The 18313-nt window shown below is 40.0% G+C and carries 14 protein-coding genes; 8 read left to right on the top strand and 6 right to left on the bottom strand.

Translation table 11 applies throughout. The features are described from left to right. Positions 1-44 precede the first annotated feature (44 nt). Together B4U84_RS04875 and B4U84_RS04870 are read right to left on the bottom strand one after the other, a co-directional pair. A complete protein-coding gene (locus tag B4U84_RS04875; protein WP_131115853.1) occupies positions 45-617 on the bottom strand; it encodes a DUF11 domain-containing protein in 573 nt (190 codons plus the stop codon). A 92-nt stretch (positions 618-709) separates the two neighbouring features. After that, positions 710-3208 (bottom strand): beta strand repeat-containing protein, encoded by a 2499-nt coding sequence (locus B4U84_RS04870; RefSeq protein WP_131115851.1) that lies wholly within the window; start codon positions 3206-3208, stop codon positions 710-712. A 927-nt stretch (positions 3209-4135) separates the two neighbouring features. On the opposite strand from B4U84_RS04870, the gene thrC reads away from it, so the two are divergent. Together thrC and B4U84_RS04860 are read left to right on the top strand one after the other, a co-directional pair. Next, positions 4136-5434 (top strand): threonine synthase, encoded by a 1299-nt coding sequence (gene thrC, locus B4U84_RS04865; protein ID WP_131115849.1) that lies wholly within the window; start codon positions 4136-4138, stop codon positions 5432-5434. Between the two features lie 88 nt (positions 5435-5522). After that, the gene (locus B4U84_RS04860; RefSeq protein WP_016863607.1) at positions 5523-5798 is read left to right on the top strand and encodes a MoaD/ThiS family protein; all 276 of its coding nucleotides are present in this window, start codon (positions 5523-5525) and stop codon (positions 5796-5798) included. Positions 5799-5907: 109 nt separating this feature from the next. Here the strand turns inward: B4U84_RS04860 and B4U84_RS04855 are convergent, their stop codons facing one another. Beyond that, on the bottom strand, positions 5908-6387 hold the full coding sequence (locus tag B4U84_RS04855; RefSeq protein WP_131115847.1) for a DUF4383 domain-containing protein: 480 nt from the start codon (positions 6385-6387) through the stop codon (positions 5908-5910). Positions 6388-6846: 459 nt separating this feature from the next. On the opposite strand from B4U84_RS04855, the gene B4U84_RS04850 reads away from it, so the two are divergent. After that, positions 6847-7248: a CO2 hydration-associated protein CupS gene (locus tag B4U84_RS04850; RefSeq protein ID WP_017309494.1), complete on the top strand. Its 402-nt coding sequence runs from the start codon at positions 6847-6849 to the stop codon at positions 7246-7248. Between the two features lie 166 nt (positions 7249-7414). Beyond that, positions 7415-8569 (top strand): acyltransferase family protein, encoded by a 1155-nt coding sequence (locus B4U84_RS04845; protein WP_131115845.1) that lies wholly within the window; start codon positions 7415-7417, stop codon positions 8567-8569. 6 nt (positions 8570-8575) lie between these two features. On the opposite strand, the gene B4U84_RS04840 is transcribed toward B4U84_RS04845, so the two are convergent. After that, positions 8576-9319 (bottom strand): tetratricopeptide repeat protein, encoded by a 744-nt coding sequence (locus B4U84_RS04840; RefSeq protein ID WP_131115843.1) that lies wholly within the window; start codon positions 9317-9319, stop codon positions 8576-8578. A 671-nt stretch (positions 9320-9990) separates the two neighbouring features. Between B4U84_RS04840 and B4U84_RS04835 the strand changes: the two genes are divergently transcribed. Both B4U84_RS04835 and B4U84_RS04830 read left to right on the top strand, forming a co-directional pair. Beyond that, positions 9991-10785: an Npun_F0296 family exosortase-dependent surface protein gene (locus tag B4U84_RS04835; RefSeq protein ID WP_017309498.1), complete on the top strand. Its 795-nt coding sequence runs from the start codon at positions 9991-9993 to the stop codon at positions 10783-10785. A 192-nt stretch (positions 10786-10977) separates the two neighbouring features. After that, positions 10978-12327, top strand: coding sequence for a pentapeptide repeat-containing protein (locus tag B4U84_RS04830; RefSeq protein WP_131115841.1), 1350 nt, complete (start codon positions 10978-10980; stop codon positions 12325-12327). Between the two features lie 393 nt (positions 12328-12720). On the opposite strand, the gene B4U84_RS04825 is transcribed toward B4U84_RS04830, so the two are convergent. Further along, positions 12721-13014 (bottom strand): hypothetical protein, encoded by a 294-nt coding sequence (locus B4U84_RS04825; RefSeq protein ID WP_131115839.1) that lies wholly within the window; start codon positions 13012-13014, stop codon positions 12721-12723. Positions 13015-13503: 489 nt separating this feature from the next. Further along, positions 13504-14346, bottom strand: a complete 843-nt coding sequence (locus B4U84_RS04820) for an acyl-CoA desaturase (protein ID WP_131115837.1) — start codon at positions 14344-14346, stop codon at positions 13504-13506. 253 nt (positions 14347-14599) lie between these two features. Here B4U84_RS04820 and B4U84_RS04815 point away from each other — a divergent pair, with 253 nt between their 5' ends. Then, positions 14600-15805, top strand: coding sequence for a TetR family transcriptional regulator (locus B4U84_RS04815; RefSeq protein WP_131115835.1), 1206 nt, complete (start codon positions 14600-14602; stop codon positions 15803-15805). Between the two features lie 312 nt (positions 15806-16117). After that, positions 16118-18163: an elongation factor G gene (fusA, locus tag B4U84_RS04810; RefSeq protein WP_131115833.1), complete on the top strand. Its 2046-nt coding sequence runs from the start codon at positions 16118-16120 to the stop codon at positions 18161-18163. Positions 18164-18313 lie beyond the last annotated feature (150 nt).

Here is an 18313-nt window from a genome sequence, read left to right as displayed (position 1 = left end):
ATCCCCGATCCCCGATCCCCGATCCCCGATCCCCTTTCCCCAACTCACCGCACCTGCACTTGATAAGTTCCTTTGATTTGCGCTTTGGCTGCAACGGATGTGCCAAAATTCCAACGAATGTGGGTGTAGGTAATTGCAGGTGCAGGACGAGTTTCGACTTTGCCATTGGGAAGCTTGACTTGTACCGTTGGCTTTTCTACAAAGCTGCGTCCGTTATCAATGCTGTAAGTAATCTTGGTGCCAGTGTTAGCATTCACAGTGGCAGAGTTCAGCACATAGATCATTCCTTTAGGAATCGGCTGATTGATCACAAGATTTTTTAATGCTTTATCGGCATTATTGACACCAGTAACTGTGTAGCGCAGTACATCTCCTGGTTGCACTACCGCTTTACCTTGCAATGCTTGCCAGCTTTCTTTTTGCTTACCCTGCACTTGCTGTCCTAATATCTTCTTTTCTGCTTCTAGGCGCAACTGTACTTGGCTTTTAGCTTGGGTATTTTGAGCCAAAGCAGCATCAGAATGCCAAATATTTGTGAGTACCGGAACTTGATTAACAAATGGAAGTGTAACAATCAGTGCTACTGCTCCCATACTCGCCATTGCAAAACGCTTCATATTGATTGATAAATCTGTTCAAAAATTTTCTTTATTGTGTGTAGTGAGCGCTTTAACGCTTAATTGAGCGCTGAAGCGCTCACTACGAACTACTAATTCACCTTGCGTTGGAATGTGAATGTTCTAGACTCACCCGGTGCAACATTACCTGTGACGGTATTCACGTACTTGGTAACGTCGGTGTCTACTGTTGTGCCAGTTTGATCAATACCAGAGTTGGTTGCTGGATTACCGTTGTAGAAATTGATGGTTGCAGCGCCAGAATCTTTAGCTGATCCGACAATGTTACTAGTATCGATTTTACCGCTAATATCATTGTCTAACGCCCAGTTGTTACCACCAGTGGTGCCATCTTCAGTAATTACAACTTTGTCAGCTCTCAAAAGTATGTTACCTGTGCCAGCTTGAGCTTCCGAAATATTTCTGTAGGTAATTCGGTACTCAATAATGTTTCCTGGTGCAGGTTTCTTCGGATCGCTGCTGAAAGTACCATCGTTACCTTGAACAGCTGGGCCAGTTCCTGGTAATACAAGTGATTCTTTGACTAGTTTCAAGAAGCCAGTGTAGACGCGATCGATAGTCGTATTCTGTGGTTCAGAACCTAAACCAGCAGTAGCATCATCAACGAAGGCGGTGACAGGAACAGGGAAACCTTTATTAATATCGGTAGAAAGAGCAGTACCTGGAGGTAGATTTACCTCAACACCGTAGTTCACACTTGTACCTGGTGCAACGTTAGGAATAGTGATGTACTCAGAAGTTGCATCAATTGGTGATTGGTCGTTGGTTGTGGCGGGGTTGCGGTCTGTATCAAATACAAATTGGCTACCATTCCACACATAGGATTTGGAATCAGAGCCGTAGGTAATGGTTACTAGTGTATTGGCAGGTAAATCACCAGGATTAGTTGGTGATGTGGGAACTAGAGAGATACTATTTGGATTAGTACCGCTATTTTGAACTGTGTTAGTAAAGGCTACAGCTGATGGATCGAGTTTAGAACCTGGGGCTTGAGTTGGAGGTACAAAGGAAGATTTGTTGCTGAAGTCATCATTATTGCTAGTCGGACCAATAGCATCTGGAGTCCGTTCTGGCCCATTGAGTACATCAGAAGCAAGAGGCGTTTGCACTATGAAAGTGTTTGCTTCACCACCAAGACCACTACCACTGTTGTTGTTACCGGGATCAGTACCAGTGTCGTTCTGATCAGTGAGGTCATTAATATAACCGTCAGCCACTGTCGGATTTGTATCAGGAACACCATCATTATTTGTATCTGTTGAACCTGGAGGAATTGTCCGACCGTCGTAGTTACTGGGATTTTGGTCCCCGGATTCGTCGTAAACTAGGGTTGTACCACCAGAGGTTTGACCAAACAACTGAGCAATGTTGTTGACTGTTAATGGTGAAGTTGCAGTTGATTTAACTTTTACGTCTATCGAGAATCCGCTAACTGTTTGACCGGGAGCAATAGAAGTAATGACATTTGGGTCGTTGACAAAACCGACGCGGGTAACTGTAGAAAGGTTGGTACCGACTGTCAGGGGTTGCCAAGTGGCGTCGTTAGCATTAGTACTAACTAGATCAGTTGTGTAAACTACTTGCCAACCAGGTGGAGGAGTCGGTATAGCTGCTAATTCGGTACCATTAGGAATTGCATCGGAAACTAAAATGCGCGAACCAGACAAACCATTAATCGTTGTACCAACAAGGGGTGCAGGAGTAATATTATTACCGGTTGGGTCGTTTAACTCTACTCTCAAACTCATGTCGTAGCTGAGTGTATCATCGGTAATTACTGGAGTACCAGCATTGTCATAGTCACTGCGGGTTTTGAGAATCGTAGCCAAAGCATAATTCTTCAGCGAAGAATTTACAGTTGCTTTTTGAGTAACACTAGCTTCACGTACACCGTTCACAGGTGCGCCAGCAACTTCCCCTGTAACTGCTCCGTCGGCGTTATCTATGGTGTAAACGTCACCACCATTGGGATCTCGCAGTTGGTTTTGAGCATCACCAGGGGTATCACCAAGGGTCACGTTAATCACATCATTGGTTTGAGCGCCAGGTTGTACAGTGACAGGCACACGTACCAAGATTGAACCGCCAGCAGGTATAGAATCTGTAACGTATTCACCGCCACTAATGGGTGTCCAGGTTGTACCGCCATCAATGCTGTATTCCAAATTACCTGCAGTTGCTGGGCCTGTGACACGTGCCAAGTTGGGAATACGGAATTTGGTGGGGTCGTTACCAACGTTGGTGACAGTGTAGTTGTAGTAGAGGATATCACCAACAGAAACAGGTGTTGCTGATGTACTATCTGTAATACCAGAGGCTGTAACAGTTATACCAGCGACCTCTGCTACGGTGACAACAACCGTATTAGAAGTACTGTTGATGGTCGTACCTGGATTATTGGGATCTTCGTAGGTTGCTGTTGCCGTGTTGCTAATTGATTGACCCGCTGTTGTGCCTTCTGCTAATACAGGGGCAATAAATTGGAAAATACCATTGGCAAGCAATGCGGTTACTACCAAAGAACGATACACTCTTGGTGCTTTCTTGACAAAATGATTGATTCGTGACATATTTTATGCTGCTTAATTTACATTCAAAATCAATCCTGTGTAAAAACACAGGATTTTTTCCCAAATTTCCTATCGTTAGGTAAGATACCCGCAGATTAACTTGATAATTCAGGTTCAACCCAACACAAAAGTCTATTAACTACCTAGTACTTCGCCACACAAACTTTGCAAGGTAAACCATTTTTTAGACTCATCTTCTTTTCCTCTTCTCTTGGCGTACTACCTTACGGAAGCCGCTTGCGCGTCTAAGGCGCCTTGGCGGTAGCCTACGGCAAGCCGCTGTCGCGTCTACATTCCTTTACCCCTCAAAGTTAGGTTGTCAGAGTACTAGTAGTCTGTCCCATTAATTTTGCTGGGTTCGTAGTAAGCGCTTAAGCGCTTATAGAGGACTAAAGTCCTTACTACAAACCCTCAAAGTTAGTGTGGGGGGAACACTAGTCTTTCAGTATTAACTGATATAAAGCAATACAAAAGGTAGATTTTGTGGGAATTCAGAAACCAAATGTGGGTTGCTAAAAAAATTACCAACATATTACTGCTTTTAAGCGTTCATACTTTAGTCTTATATACACCTCATAATTTAGCTTTTGCTTGAGTAGAGACTTTTGATTATCAAAGGGTTATCCAAGTAATTTATCTCAAGATAGATTCTTGGCAGGTTGAAGTCATGTTACATACAGTAACTTTTGACACAAAAATACATCATCAGTAAAAATAATGAATTTGATTGAGAAAAATCTGTCAATGGTTTGAAAATATACAAAATAAACGTGATTTTTAAAAGTACACAACATTAAAGGTATGCAAATTTTGTAATATTTTTAGATTTATTAATCCCGACAAAAATTATCGGGTATGTTTGACTAGTATTTTTACTCGTGATAGCATCAAGCGACAGTTAAGGGACATCCAGGGAGAAGCTAGTTTATGACTCAGGCAATTGACACCCAAAAATCAGCCACCACTTTTAAAGCTTTGAAATGTAAGGAATGTGGTGCGGAATACGAACTCAAAGCCAGTCATGTGTGTGAGTTCTGTTTTGGGCCTTTAGAAGTCGGTTACGACTACAGCACCCTTCGTCAAACTGTCACCCGCGAATCAATTCAAGCGGGACCAAATTCGATGTGGCGCTATCGCAAGTTTTTGCCTGTGGCTAGCGAGAATCCGATTGATGTCGGCACTGGTATGACTCCCTTGGTGCGTTCTCAACGCTTGGCACGTCGCTTGGGTTTGAATAAGCTTTATATTAAAAATGATGCTGTGAATATGCCTACCCTGAGTTTCAAAGATAGGGTAGTATCAGTTGCTTTGACACGGGCGCGAGAGTTGGGTTTTACGACAGTTTCTTGTGCTAGCACTGGTAATTTAGCAAATTCTACGGCTGCGATCGCTGCTCATGCTGGTTTAGATTGTTGTGTCTTCATCCCCTCTGACTTGGAAGCCGGTAAGGTTTTGGGTAGCCTCATCTACAGCCCTACTTTAATGGCTGTTAAGGGTAATTATGACCAAGTCAACCGTCTCTGCTCGGAAGTTGCCAATACACATGGTTGGGGTTTTGTCAATATTAATTTGCGTCCTTACTACTCCGAAGGTTCCAAAACTTTAGGCTTTGAGGTTGCAGAACAACTAGGATGGGAACTACCTGATCACATCGTTGCACCTCTGGCTTCAGGTTCGCTATTTACAAAAATCTATAAGGGCTTCAACGAATTTGTCGAAGTTGGTTTAGTAGAAAGTAAGCCAGTTAAATTCAGTGGCGCCCAAGCAGAAGGTTGTTCACCGATTGCTCAGGCCTTTAAAGAAGACCGCGATTTTATTCAGCCAGTGAAACCAAATACAATTGCTAAATCGATCGCGATCGGCAATCCAGCAGATGGTATTTACGCTGTCGAAATTGCCAAGAAAACAGGTGGTAGCATTGAATCTGTAACTGATGCTGAGATTATAGAAGGGATCAAGTTACTAGCGGAAACTGAAGGTATTTTTACCGAAACCGCCGGTGGTACAACCGTTGCTGTACTCAAAAAATTAGTAGAAGCTGGCAAAATTGATCCAGATGAAACCACCGTGGTCTACATCACTGGGAATGGTTTAAAAACCCAAGAAGCAGTGCAGGGCTACATTGGTGAACCTCTGACAATAGAAGCGAAGCTCGATAGTTTTGAACAAGCTCTTGAGCGTTCTCGTACACTCGAACGCTTAGAATGGCAGCAAGTTCTCGTTTAATAAAAGTTAGTGGTTAGTGGATAGTGGTTAAGACCAACAGCTAACAACTAATAACTAACAACCAACAACCAACAACTAACAATTCAAAATGTCTGTAAAAGTATTAGTTCCTACTGCTCTGCAAAAATTTACTGAGAATCAAGCTACTTTAGATTGCAACGCTAATACAGTAGCGGAACTTTTTGAATCTCTAGAGCAAGCTTTTCCTGGTATTAAATCACGCTTGTGTGATGAAGGAGGACAACCGCGACGATTTTTAAATTTATATGTCAACAGCGAAGATATTCGCTTTTTAGAAGGAACAAAAACATCTTTGAAAGATGGCGATGAAGTGAGTATTGTTCCAGCTGTCGCTGGTGGCTGAGAGTCGAAATATCGCCATTTGGCAGGTTGATTCTGGGTTGAGTCAGAAATTCAACTTAATAATCCAAATGGCGAGTAATTTTTATTTGTAGTTTGCTCAAAAAACTATATCAAACGTTGTGCGAAGCACTAGTTCCTGCTATTTTGTTGGGGATGATCAAGCCATAGTAGCCAGCTGCGATCGCACTTAGAGCATTTAACCAAACATTGTTACCAAACAGAGGCATTAAGCCAAACATTGTCTTACCAAAAGGCAACAATCCCATGATGGCTATGATGATATAGGCTACAGCAAAAGTAGCACTGAAAAGTCGCGCACTGCTGGCGCTGGTGTAGGAAGCAATTCCTAGCAAACCTACTGCACATCGCACGATATTATGTAAAAAATTAGTGGGAAAAAGCCCAAAGATGTAGCCAAATCCAGCAGAATAAGCATCATGAGCTACAGCAGGAGGAACATAAGATGCTGTTGTTCCTGGTAAGGAAACAAACGCTGGTATGAATCCAGCCAAACCTAGAATGAGAAATAGAACGCCAATAGCTAAAGCACAGTAACGCTCTGTATTTTTTGCTGCGTTAATGTTTTCCATATTATTACCCCCTTATTTGTGCAATTTTTCGCTTGATCTCAGCTACTCGCGGAAATAACATTTCAACTGATTTTTGACATCAGAATAAATTTTTTGGATCGGTATTGGGGTTTATGTAGCCGAAAAGCGCTGTAATACTTTCCATTCAACTTAAATACATTTCATTTATCTCTATCAAAAGGTAGGATTAAAAATAGTCAATCAATGTATTTGCTTGTTTATTTGCCAGCTTAATTTAAATTTTTACTGTAAAGCCCTATACAAATTGGCAATTTGTCTCACAATGGATGAATATACCTTTGTTAAGGTAGCTGAAGGGAAGCATCTCAAATCTTCAAGAAAATCCACCTCAAGCATTATTCTCAACACAGCATATTTATTGATATCTATCATTACTTAATAAAAATGAATAATAATTTACTCTGATTTACAATCTTTTGTAGAGTATTGGTGAAATAAATGGCTGATATAGTTGATATTGCTGTTGGTGCAGGTTCTTTTACAACTTTGGTAACTGCTGTGCAGGCCGCAGGTTTAGTCGATGTATTAAAAAGTCCTGGACCATTTACGGTTTTTGCGCCTAATGATGATGCTTTTGCTAAATTACCGCCAGGAACTATACAAACCCTGGTGCAAAATATTCCTCAACTAACACGCATATTAAAGTATCACGTTGTACCGGGAAAACTCAAGCAATCAGATTTAGCTCAAGTTGGGACTGTGACTTCTGTGGAAGGTTCAACAATTAAAATTGACTGTTCTGAAGGGTTTGAAGTCAAAAATGCTACGGTTTTAGCCGCAGATATTGAAGCTGATAATGGTGTCATTCACGTGATTGATACAGTCATTTTGATGGGTTAAGTAGGTCGGGATACTGAAAATTACATTGGTCATTGGTAGAGACGCGATAAATCGCGTCTGTACAATAAGACGTGATAAATCGCGTCTGTACAATAGTCATTGGTGAGACCTCTTGATTATCCGCATTGAGGGAAGTAAGTTATAGGTCATTCAAAAAATGATATCTATGCGCCTAACTTCTCTTGATGTTTTTCGTGGGATAACGATCGCTGGTATGATCCTTGTCAACATGGCCAGTATTGCTGAACCCAATGTCTACTCACCGTTACTCCACGCTGAATGGAACGGTTGTACGCCAACTGATTTAGTATTTCCCTTTTTTCTGTTTATTGTCGGTGTCGCAATGAGTTTTTCTTTTGCGAAGTACACCGATAGTAAATTAGATGCAGAGAGTACTTCTGCAACTCTACCTTTGCTTTACTGGCGTATCTTTCGTCGTGCTGCTATCCTTTTTGCTTTAGGATTATTTCTCAATGGCTTTTGGAATCAGGGTGTTTGGACTTTTGACTTCAATAGCATCCGCATCATGGGGGTATTGCAACGCATCAGCTTAACTTACTTATTAACTAGTCTGGTAGTTCTCAATCTACCGCGCAAAGCTCAATGGATTTTAGCAGGAGTGTTACTCATTGGTTATTGGTTAGCAATGATGTATGTACCCGTACCTAGTTATGGTGCTGGTGTGTTGACGCAAGATGGTAATTTAGGTGCTTATATTGATCGTCTGATTATTCCCAAGGTACATCTTTATAAAGGCGATAATTACAACTTTCTAGGAGATCCAGAAGGACTTTTCAGCACTATTCCCGCGATTGTTAGTGTTCTGGCTGGTTATTTTACTGGACAGTGGATACGTAGAAAAAAAGAGATTGATTCGCAAACCAGCATGGATTTAGTTTTATTTGGTTTAAGTTGCTTGGTTCTCGGTGGAATTTGGGATTTAGCATTTCCGATTAATAAAAAATTGTGGACAAGTTCTTACGTGGTTTTCTCTACAGGCTGGGCATTATTGTTACTTAGTTTTTGTTATGAATTAATCGATGTCAGGCGGATACGACGTTGGGGAAAACCTTTGGAAATGATGGGATTAAATCCCATATCTATTTTCGTAGCTTCCGTGTTGTTAATTAAGATATTAGTAAAAACTACTGTTGGTACAGGGGAAAATGCTCCTAGCACCTACGATTGGATTTATCAAAATTTGTTTGTATTTTGGGCTGGTACATACAATGGTTCACTATTTTTGGCGATCGCAACTGTTGTATTATGGTTGGCTGTTGCCTATGTTATGTATCGGCGACGGTGGTTTATTAAAGTTTAATCGTGATTACTGTAATAAATCTTGAAAGCGGCTATTGCTACGCACCTTGTTAAAATCAGAGTCGGTTTTTGCTAGTTTTTCATATTTTCCAGGAGACAACTTCATTGCTTTTTGTAAGTTTTCAGCTGCAAGTTCCGCATTGTTTTGTAAAGCGTAAGCACATGCCTTATTATAGTAAGCTAAATCTTTGTTAGGTTTAATGATGATCGCTCGATCATAGGATGCTAGTGCTTCTGGGTAGCGATGCAATTTTGTGAGGGCGATTCCTCTATTTATCCAAGCTTCATATTTATTTGATTTGATTGCGATCGCTCGATCATAGGATACTAATGCTTCTTGATAGCGTTGCAATGTATTGAGGGTATTACCTTTGTTGTACCATGCCTCATCTCTATCAGGTTGGATGGCGATCGCTTGATTATAAGATTCTAATGCTTCCTCATGACGCTGTAATTTTGTTAAGGCATTTCCTCGATTAATCCAAGCTTCAGCAAATCGAGGTTTTATGGTAATAGCTTGATCAAAAGCTGCGATCGCATTCTTGTAGCGCTGGGAGTTTAAGAAAGTATTACCTTCCTGAAAAAAAACTTCTGCTTTTTGATTTATTTTTGCTTCCGAAAGCAACTGAGCTACATTACTTTCTTGGACAACTTGTTTACTGTTTTTTCCTGCTGAATTTGCCAAATCGCCACAGCCTAATATTAATAAAGTCATGAAGCCAGAAGCTATAAAGCAACGCCAACAAACCATCTTTTACAAATCTCACTACTTAAATAAATCAACATTTTTTTGTTTACAAGATTACGAAGGCATGTTTACACTCTCTTACTTGATTTTGATAAAAATAGCCAAAGTTTGGTTTTTCTGGTCTATATTTACCGACCTGAAAACAACCACAGATATAACATACCATAAAATTTTTCTTATTTTTTTGAGACAAAATTAAATACAAAATATGAGTTATGACATTTAAACATGCTATTAACTTGATTTATGACTGTCATTAGTTTGTACATTTAAAATTTTTAGTACTAACCCTTTCAAGGTGTGATGTACTTTTGTGAGTGTCTTAGTGGTTAAAAATCGACTTTTGAAACACAAAGACACGAAGGTGAAAAGACCAAAAATCAGTATTTCTGTGAAGATTTTTACCCGCCTTGAAAGGGCTGGATTTTTAGTACTTACGCATTGACAAAAAAGTAAAAATAGAGGACGCACTTGTCAATGCTTCTAGCTACATTTATTTGAAATTCTTTTAAATAAACAAGTTTATTTAATTTTTTCTCAAGTAAAATTACTTATTTTCATTTGAATAGATTTCATTGATTAATTATGAAAAAATCAGTAGTTATTCTAATGTTTTTAGTTAAAAAAATGGCACATAATCGGCTGAACACTACATATGAATTGAAATTAAAATTATGCTGTTTTCCAAAAAGAGTTTTTTGATTGCTGCTTTATCTACTCTTGCTACAGTTGGTTATGCAGGTTCAGCACACGCTATTAATTTCAAAGTCACAACGGGTACAACAGGTTTGAATGGAGAAACTAATCAAGGAGCATTTTCGGAATTTTCCTCACTTGCAAATACAGTGACAGTTGACTTCAACTCCGGTCAAATTCCAACCGATGGTTTTGCTAAGTATTCATTTGTTGGTAATAGCGGTAGCAGTGTTCGAGCAGATATGTGGGCCCCAGTTGGTTCCAATGGAGATAAAAACAACTCCAATTATCTAGCTGTTTTTGATGGTAAAGATGTTGTGATTCAACTGGATGATTATCTAAACTATTTTGGAATTAACTGGGGTGCTGCTCATACAGGTAATATTTACTCTTTTTATAATGGCGACTCGCTTGTATCTTCCTTTTCAACCGCTGATATTGATGCGGGTGGTGGATTTGCTCTCTACTCTGCTTTACATCCTGGTGGTAACGAAGACGGTGCAAAACTTGTTAACGGTAGTTATTATCAAGGCAATGGCTACGTTCATTTTTACTCAACAAATAGCAATGATATCTTCAACAAAATTGTGATATCTCAGGAAGGTGGTGGTGGATTTGAAACTGACAACCACTCTTTCCATAAAGGAACTACCGCATTTACAGGGTTTGATTCCAAATCTGTACCTGAGCCTAGTGCTGCTTTAGGTATGCTAGCCATTGGTGGTGTGTTTTTACGCAAGCGCAAACATCACAAGACGGTACAATTAGGGTAATGGCAACTTAAGGAATTTATTTCTACCTATAGGGTGTAATCACAACTTGAATTGGAAACGAATCAAATGGCAATATAAGGGGCAGTCTAGTTGATCTGTCCCTTACTTATTACATACTTCCAAACTTGCATTCTTCAGTACAGTTAACTAAGACAGCTGTTGAACTGAGAATGCTGGTGCCAAAATATCATCATGTCGATTGATTCCAACTCATCCCAACCCCAAAACCCAGAACAGATACCAGAACAAAACTTGCAACCAGATGATTTTGACAACTCATCTAATGGAGAGTTGATTCCAAATCAACTGACTACCCAGCAAGCTTTAGCTGCTATTTCCTCACTACAGTCTCCTCAAAATACAGCAGTTTTACTAAAAGCACGTTCCACAGTCAAACCACTTGCTAGTCAGGCTATTAGCGTTAAACCAAGAGCTTTACTGTTAATTGTAGTGGCGATCGCTACTACTGTTGTCGGAATTGCTATCAATAGCTGGATTGTTGGTATTTTAGGAACCGTTATCACTTTATTGTTATCTTTAGCTGTAATTTGGCCTTGGTTGCAAGAACTGCAAAAAGAGTGGTTTTCAGCCCAAGAACAAGCCTTAGTAGTTGGTTTATTGGGAATAATAGTCGCGATCGCTGGACTGGTAAAATATAGTGGTTTGAGTAATTACCTAGTTGCTGTTGGACGTAAGATTAACTGGGAAGCTTCCGGGACACTAGCAGAATGGTTTGGTGCATTAGGACAAATTCTGATTGCGATCATTGCTGTTTACATTGCTTGGCGACAGTACATAATTTCTAAAGACCTAACAATTCAGCAAAACTTGCTTACCGTCCAACAAAATATCATTACTCAGCAGCAGACAATTGATTCTTATTTTCAGGGTATTTCCGATCTAGTATTAGATGAAGAGGGATTATTAGAAGATTGGCCTCAAGAAAGATTACTAGCAGAAGGACGCACTGCGGCTATTCTTAGTAGTGTAGACGGCAGTGGTAAAGCAAAAATTCTGCGATTTTTATCTCGTTCTAAATTACTCACACCTTTAAAACGCGATCGCTTGCTTGGTCGAGCTATTCTTGATGGTACAGGCGGTTACTGTGAAGATCAGCTTCATGGTGTACGTGTGATTGATTTAGGAGTAATGCTAGCAGGTGCAGATTTGTCTGGTACTGATTTGCGCTGGACTGACTTAAGCGAAGCGAATCTAGTCCATGCTAATCTCCGTGAGTGTGATTTGGTTAAAGCTAACCTCTCTCGCTGTATTTTATATGAAGCCGACCTCAGCAAAGCAGACCTCAACGGTACTTGTTTATTTTATGGTTCCGCAGAAACCGCATCACCTCGTAGTCGTAACAAACCACCAAACTACAAAACTGGCGAATACACAGGTGCTGTAGTGGAAAATGTAGACTTGAGTGAAGTCCAGCGCTTGTCTGAACCTAACCGATACTACTGCTGTGCTTGGGGTGGTGAAAACACCAGAAGTACAATTCCTGGTGCTTGCGAAGGAATTCCCAATAAATTGGGGAGATAGTTGGTTGTTGTTTGTTAATAACTACTAATACCAATTCTAATGGTTTGTAATGTCCTCTTTTCTGGTTGGGATAGCCTTTGGTCTTCTCGAATAATCCTTTCCGGTAACAATCCACTCGACAAGTTTTTGATTAGGTGATGTTGTAAATGGAATCATAGTATTCCTCTGTATGAAAATTTGCTCATTATTAAAGCAAAAAAAATTATATTTAAAAAAAGTGGTAATAATATCTCTATCTTTAACTACAAAGGCATGAGCTATGGTCAATTGAGTGCATCTTTTTTATTGACATAAATAATCACCCAGTCAAACCATCGATTGTGTGCAGTGGAAGACTGGGTGAAATTACACCAACAGATTTTATAGTTAAATAGACTGTTGCTAAGTTATCAACTACACATTAGTGAAGTCGTCACTTCCACTCACACTTTTGTAAGCAATGGATGCTACTGCTCCTGGAATGTCACCACAGGCTATTTTTAAAACAATTCCGCCAATACTTAATGTCGAACCTACTACACCTGCCGCTTTTGCCCATCCTTTTTTTTCCCAAAAGGTTTTATTGCAGTTAGAGCATCTGTATCTTTCCTTAAAGAAACCATTTTCTTTATACGTAAAAGAAGCTTTTTCTCCGCAACATTTACACTTCATTTTGTACCTTCCATTTTTACTGTACTTGCTACTCATCACACTTCTTTTGATCTATGAAGTTGATTATTTTATTAGGCACTAATGCTCAATAAGAAATACAAGCTCATATTAAAAGAGTGCGTTGAATTTATCGAAAATGATAATTGAATTGATTCAATTATATAAAGTTGAAAACCCCGTAAAGCAAGTACCAATATCTTATGGTTTTTCATCCTAAGTTTAAACAGTGATTTTCACAATATAACTGTGATTATTCTGAATTTAAAACTGTAATTTAAATCACTAACTAAAAATTTTTAAAAGCATTTTTTAAGATCTTTTTAGCTACTAACTTACTTATACCAATTCTCTATGAAGCTTTATTTTATAGGAATCCGATTTGATTCCTGAATCACTCGTAGAGACAGGGAACAGGGAACAGGGAACTCTTAACAGGTAAAAAGGAATAAAAGTGTACTGAGTTTTTTTCAGAAATCAAATATGAGTCCTATATGCATCTTCATAGAGAATTGGTATCTACTAACATCAACGATTTGGCGTTGGAAACATCACAATTTTTTTAGCTAAACCAAGGGTCTTTAATATTTTAATTGCCCACCAAGTCATATCCACTTCCCACCATTGCAATCCGGCTTTGGCGACATTTGGATAAGCATGATGATTATTATGCCAACCTTCTCCATAAGTTAGAAGTGCTGCCCACCAAAGATTACGAGAGTTATCATTTACTTGGAAATGACGATAACCACGCAGATGACTTGCAGAGTTAATTAGCCAAGTGCTATGCCAAAGTAATACTGCTCGTAGAAACACACCGTAGATAATAAAAGACCATCCTCCTAAAGCATACAAGAGAATAGCAACAGGAATTTGTAGTAGCAAGAAATGACGATTTAGCCAACGATAGAATGGTTCGCGATCTAAATCAGGAGCAAATTTTCTGTATATTTCATAGTTAAAAAATTCTGGACGTGGATAAAAAAGCCACAACATGTGACTCCACCAAAAACCACGCTGGGAAGAGTAGGGATCTTTCTGTATGTCTTCGGTATGAAGATGATGTAATCTGTGTCCAGCTACCCAAAAGATTGGCCCTCCCTGTAAAGCAAGAGCGCCCACAGTTGCGATCGCATATTCTAACCACTTGGGTACATGCAAACTTCGGTGAGTCAAAAGTCGGTGATATCCTAAACAAATACCAATGCTGCCAAACAACCAATGCAGAAATATGGTTATTCCCAAAGCAGGCCAAGAAAAACACCAAAGAGCGAGCAGTGCTAGGACGTGGAATGTTCCAAAAAATACCACACTAATCCAGCTCAGAGTCAACGGTTGCTTCTCAACAACCGTTGTTGAGTTTGTAGTCATAAATTTTTCCTTTGACGTGAATTGAATACTGTAAATTAACCAGTGCAAAGCGTGCCAAGCATGTACTGGTGATCACAAAAGCAGTCCCAATGAAACAAGTTTCATCACCAAAGATGAAAGAGCTTTTTCTCCTACACCCCTACACCCTCTTTCAAGTCAGCTAAACTAGAAAGAGAAGATGCAAGTGCTACTTACATACCTAAGTCTAACAAGGATAAAATTTAATTGCAAGTGTTACTTGCATTTTTCGCTTATGTCCAATCAAGTCATTTCCACTCGACAGCGATTAATTAATGCAGCAAGGTCATTATTTGCAGCCCAGGGAGTCACCGAGACTACAACAAAGCAAGTTGCAGAATTAGCAGAAGTTAATGAAGTCACACTGTTCCGACATTTTGGCAATAAGCACGGGTTACTCCTAGCAGTAATTTCGGAATCACCAGTATTTCAAGAACTGGATGAGTCTTTAAAAATTCAAGCTAGCCAACCAGCCAATGTTTACCAAGCTCTGAAAAACTATTGTGAAGATCGCCTACAGGCCTTAGAGAAAGTACCTGATTTGGTTCGTTCTGTAGTCGGTGAAGCCGGAAATTATCCTTTAGAAAATCGTCAGGCTTTAGGACGCAGCTTAACCCAAGCTAATCACTATGTTGCCGAATATTTAGCAACAGTCATGGAACGTGAGCAATTACACACCCATTTACCTACCGAGAAATTAGCAAGCTTACTCAATAGTATGTTGGTGGGGTATGCTGTCATTGAATTTACCAGTGAATTTCATGAGCTTTGGCTAGATCGAGATGAGTTTTTAGAAAATTTGGTGGCGCTGTTTTTAAAAGGAGCAACAAACTCTACAAATTTAGGAGAATCTATTTATACAGAAAAAGTGATAGATTTACCAGCAAATTTAGTTCACTTGATTTTGCAAAAAGCCAAAAAATCAGGATTGCGAGATTACGGGTTAATGTATGTTTTGTTTGCAGCAGGTTTATCGATTACAGAAATTGTAACTTTAGAGCGCTCGCATCAAATCAACAATCCCAATCAACACTTATTACAAATCACTCAAACTACTCCTCGACAAGTACCTGTGAATCAGTGGATTATGGGTAAACGCTATGGCTCCTATACTCGCAATCCATTAACTCAATGGCTCAAAACCCGTAAGGATGAACATACAGCGTTATTTCTCAATGATGCAGGAATGCCAATATCTGAAGAAGAAATACAAAGAATCTGGCAGATATTAACTGAAGGATTACTGACATCAGAAGGACAACAGCCAGTAATTGAGCAAGCTCAACAAACATGGTGTGTAGAAATGTTGATGAAGGGAATGAATTTAGAACAAATGAGTCTCATTACTGGTTGGAATTTCAGTAAGCTACAACCCTATGCTCGTAGATCGAAAGAGAAATTGGCTTTAGAGCAAGCTATTCGTCTTGATCATAAGGTGTAGATTTCATTGATAGAGTGAGGGACATAGCGCTACTTTTCTATTCTCTCCATATTTCCAACTCACAAAATCCTCACATTCTTTACCTATTTTTAAATTAGAGATTGTATGCCCTAACTCGACTTTAGTGTCTTAGTGTCTTGGTGTTTCAATGATTAACACCAAGACACCAAGACACAAAGCAAAATTAACCTAGAACGGGGTTTTGAGAATTTATGCAAGAGGTCTATTGATACACATAGATTGATAGAAGTCGGGCGCAGACAGCAATGTCAATCCAAAATCCAAAATCTAAAATCTAAAATCTAAAATCGTATGATTCCTTGCAGCCACATTCGCAATATTGGTATTTCCGCTCACATTGATGCTGGAAAAACCACTATTTCTGAGCGAATTTTGTACTATACCGGCAAAATCCACAAAATAGAAGAAGTGGGTGGCGATGGTGATGGCGCGACGATGGATTACATGGAATTAGAACGGGAAAAAGGGATTACAATCACTTCCGCAGCTATCACCTGTTTTTGGAACGATACGCAAATTAATTTAATTGATACACCTGGGCATGTAGATTTTACGATAGAAGTAGAGCGTTCCCTACGAGTGTTGGATGGGGCAATTATGGTGCTGTGTGGTGTGGCTGGCGTGCAGTCCCAGTCCATCACAGTCGATAGACAAATGAAGCGCTATCGCGTGCCACGTATCGCTTTTATCAACAAATTAGATAGAATCGGTGCGAATCCTTGGCGTGTAGTTGACGCACTGCGAGACAAACTTGGCTTAAACCCTGTGGTAGTGCAACTACCCATTGGTTTAGAAGACAAGTTCGAGGGTGTGATTGATTTAATCGAGATGAACGCCAATTACTTTACAGGAGAAAATGGCGAAAACTGGCAAAAAAAACCCATTCCTGAAGATTTGCAACCACAAGCACAAACTGCACGAGATAAACTGCTTGATCAAATATCCATCCATTCAGAACCAATGATGACAAAGTTGCTGGGGGGTGAAGAAGTACCCAAGCAAATGATTTGGGATGCAATTCGTCAGGGAACTTTGAGTTTGGAATTTACACCTGTGTTGATGGGTTCGGCGTTCAAAAATAAAGGTGTGCAGAACTTACTTAATGCGATCGCATTATATCTACCTTCTCCCCTCGAACGAGGTGCGATCGCAGCCACAGATATCTCTACCGACAAACAAGTACAAGTTGATCCCGAACCACAAGCATCAGTAGTAGCCCTAGCATTTAAACTGATTGAAGATGAATTTGGTCAACTAACTTACACCCGTCTTTATTCTGGCACACTCAAGCAGGGCGATCGCCTTTACAATAGCCGCACCAAAAAACAAGTCCGCATCAACCGACTAGTCAGAATAGAAGTAAATAAGCGTCAAGAATTAACCTCTGCTGAAGCTGGGGAAATAATTGGGTTAATGGGAGTTGAGTGTGCATCAGGTGACACCTTGTGTTCACCGGGTACAAATCTTTCTCTAGAAGGAATATTTATACCACAACCCGTAATGGCGATCGCGATCACCCCCAAAAGCAAAGAAGATATAAATCATATAGCCAAAGCTTTACATCGTTTTGTGAGCGAAGATCCCACCTTACACGTCAGCACTGATCCAGAATCTCATCAAACTTTAATGTCAGGCATGGGTGAGTTGCATCTGCAAATTTACTTAGAACGGATGAAACGCGAATACCACGGCGAAGTTTATGTCAGTGCGCCTGCGGTAGCTTACCGAGAAACCATCAACCAATCTGCTACTTTTGACTACACCCTCAAAAAACAAACTGGCGGTGCTGGACAATACGCCCATGTCAGAGGACGCTTAGAACCCTGTGCAGAACCTTTTATCTTTGAAAACCGAGTTGTGGGTGGTGCAATCCCCACCCAGTATATTAGCGCTTGCGAACAAGGATGTATCGATGCTCTGAAAACAGGATGGCTCAAAGGATATCCAATTATCGGAGTCAAAGTAATATTAGAAGGCGGTTCCCATCATCCGATTGATTCCTCAGAAATGGCCTTTCGGTTTGCAACCAGACTTGGGTTTGAAGAAGCTTTTGCAAAAGCCAACCCAACTATTTTAGAACCGATGATGTTGCTAGAAGTAGAAACCCCAAGCCAGTTTGTAGGCAGAATTCAGGGTAAATTATTATCACGACGGGCTTTATTGCTGGGTTCCCAAACACGAGACAACGATGTCGTCATTCAAGCAGAAGTCCCCTTAGCAGAGATGTTTGGTTATTCTACAGAATTGCGATCGCTTTCTCAAGGAATGGCTACTTTCTCAATGGAATTTGCTGAATATCGACAAGTACCAGACGCGATATATCGCGTCTCTACATGATTTAAATGTCAATTGTTTATCTTATCCGAGCAGTATTGAGACGTGATGAACATCGCGGACGAGTATAAAAGACTCGACGACGAGTATAAAAGACTCAACGACGGAGTTCAAACACTCAACGACGGAGTTCAAACACTCAACGACGAGTAT

It is taken from the genome of Westiellopsis prolifica IICB1 (genome assembly GCF_004323185.1).
In the GTDB taxonomy this organism is placed as follows: Bacteria; Cyanobacteriota; Cyanobacteriia; order Cyanobacteriales; family Nostocaceae; genus Pelatocladus; species Pelatocladus prolificus_A.
Note: the sequence above shows the minus strand (reverse complement) of the source record. Positions and strands in the feature narration are given on the sequence as shown.

What these genes read in the sequence shown, in the direction of transcription:
- B4U84_RS04875 (WP_131115853.1), bottom strand. Translation starts at nt 617, where the DNA reads ATGAAGCGTTTTGCAATGGCGAGTATGGGAGCAGTAGCACTGATTGTT.
- B4U84_RS04870 (WP_131115851.1), bottom strand. Translation starts at nt 3,208, where the DNA reads ATGTCACGAATCAATCATTTTGTCAAGAAAGCACCAAGAGTGTATCGT.
- thrC (WP_131115849.1), top strand. Translation starts at nt 4,136, where the DNA reads ATGACTCAGGCAATTGACACCCAAAAATCAGCCACCACTTTTAAAGCT.
- B4U84_RS04860 (WP_016863607.1), top strand. Translation starts at nt 5,523, where the DNA reads ATGTCTGTAAAAGTATTAGTTCCTACTGCTCTGCAAAAATTTACTGAG.
- B4U84_RS04855 (WP_131115847.1), bottom strand. Translation starts at nt 6,387, where the DNA reads ATGGAAAACATTAACGCAGCAAAAAATACAGAGCGTTACTGTGCTTTA.
- B4U84_RS04850 (WP_017309494.1), top strand. Translation starts at nt 6,847, where the DNA reads ATGGCTGATATAGTTGATATTGCTGTTGGTGCAGGTTCTTTTACAACT.
- B4U84_RS04845 (WP_131115845.1), top strand. Translation starts at nt 7,415, where the DNA reads ATGCGCCTAACTTCTCTTGATGTTTTTCGTGGGATAACGATCGCTGGT.
- B4U84_RS04840 (WP_131115843.1), bottom strand. Translation starts at nt 9,319, where the DNA reads ATGGTTTGTTGGCGTTGCTTTATAGCTTCTGGCTTCATGACTTTATTA.
- B4U84_RS04835 (WP_017309498.1), top strand. Translation starts at nt 9,991, where the DNA reads ATGCTGTTTTCCAAAAAGAGTTTTTTGATTGCTGCTTTATCTACTCTT.
- B4U84_RS04830 (WP_131115841.1), top strand. Translation starts at nt 10,978, where the DNA reads ATGTCGATTGATTCCAACTCATCCCAACCCCAAAACCCAGAACAGATA.
- B4U84_RS04825 (WP_131115839.1), bottom strand. Translation starts at nt 13,014, where the DNA reads ATGAGTAGCAAGTACAGTAAAAATGGAAGGTACAAAATGAAGTGTAAA.
- B4U84_RS04820 (WP_131115837.1), bottom strand. Translation starts at nt 14,346, where the DNA reads ATGACTACAAACTCAACAACGGTTGTTGAGAAGCAACCGTTGACTCTG.
- B4U84_RS04815 (WP_131115835.1), top strand. Translation starts at nt 14,600, where the DNA reads ATGTCCAATCAAGTCATTTCCACTCGACAGCGATTAATTAATGCAGCA.
- fusA (WP_131115833.1), top strand. Translation starts at nt 16,118, where the DNA reads ATGATTCCTTGCAGCCACATTCGCAATATTGGTATTTCCGCTCACATT.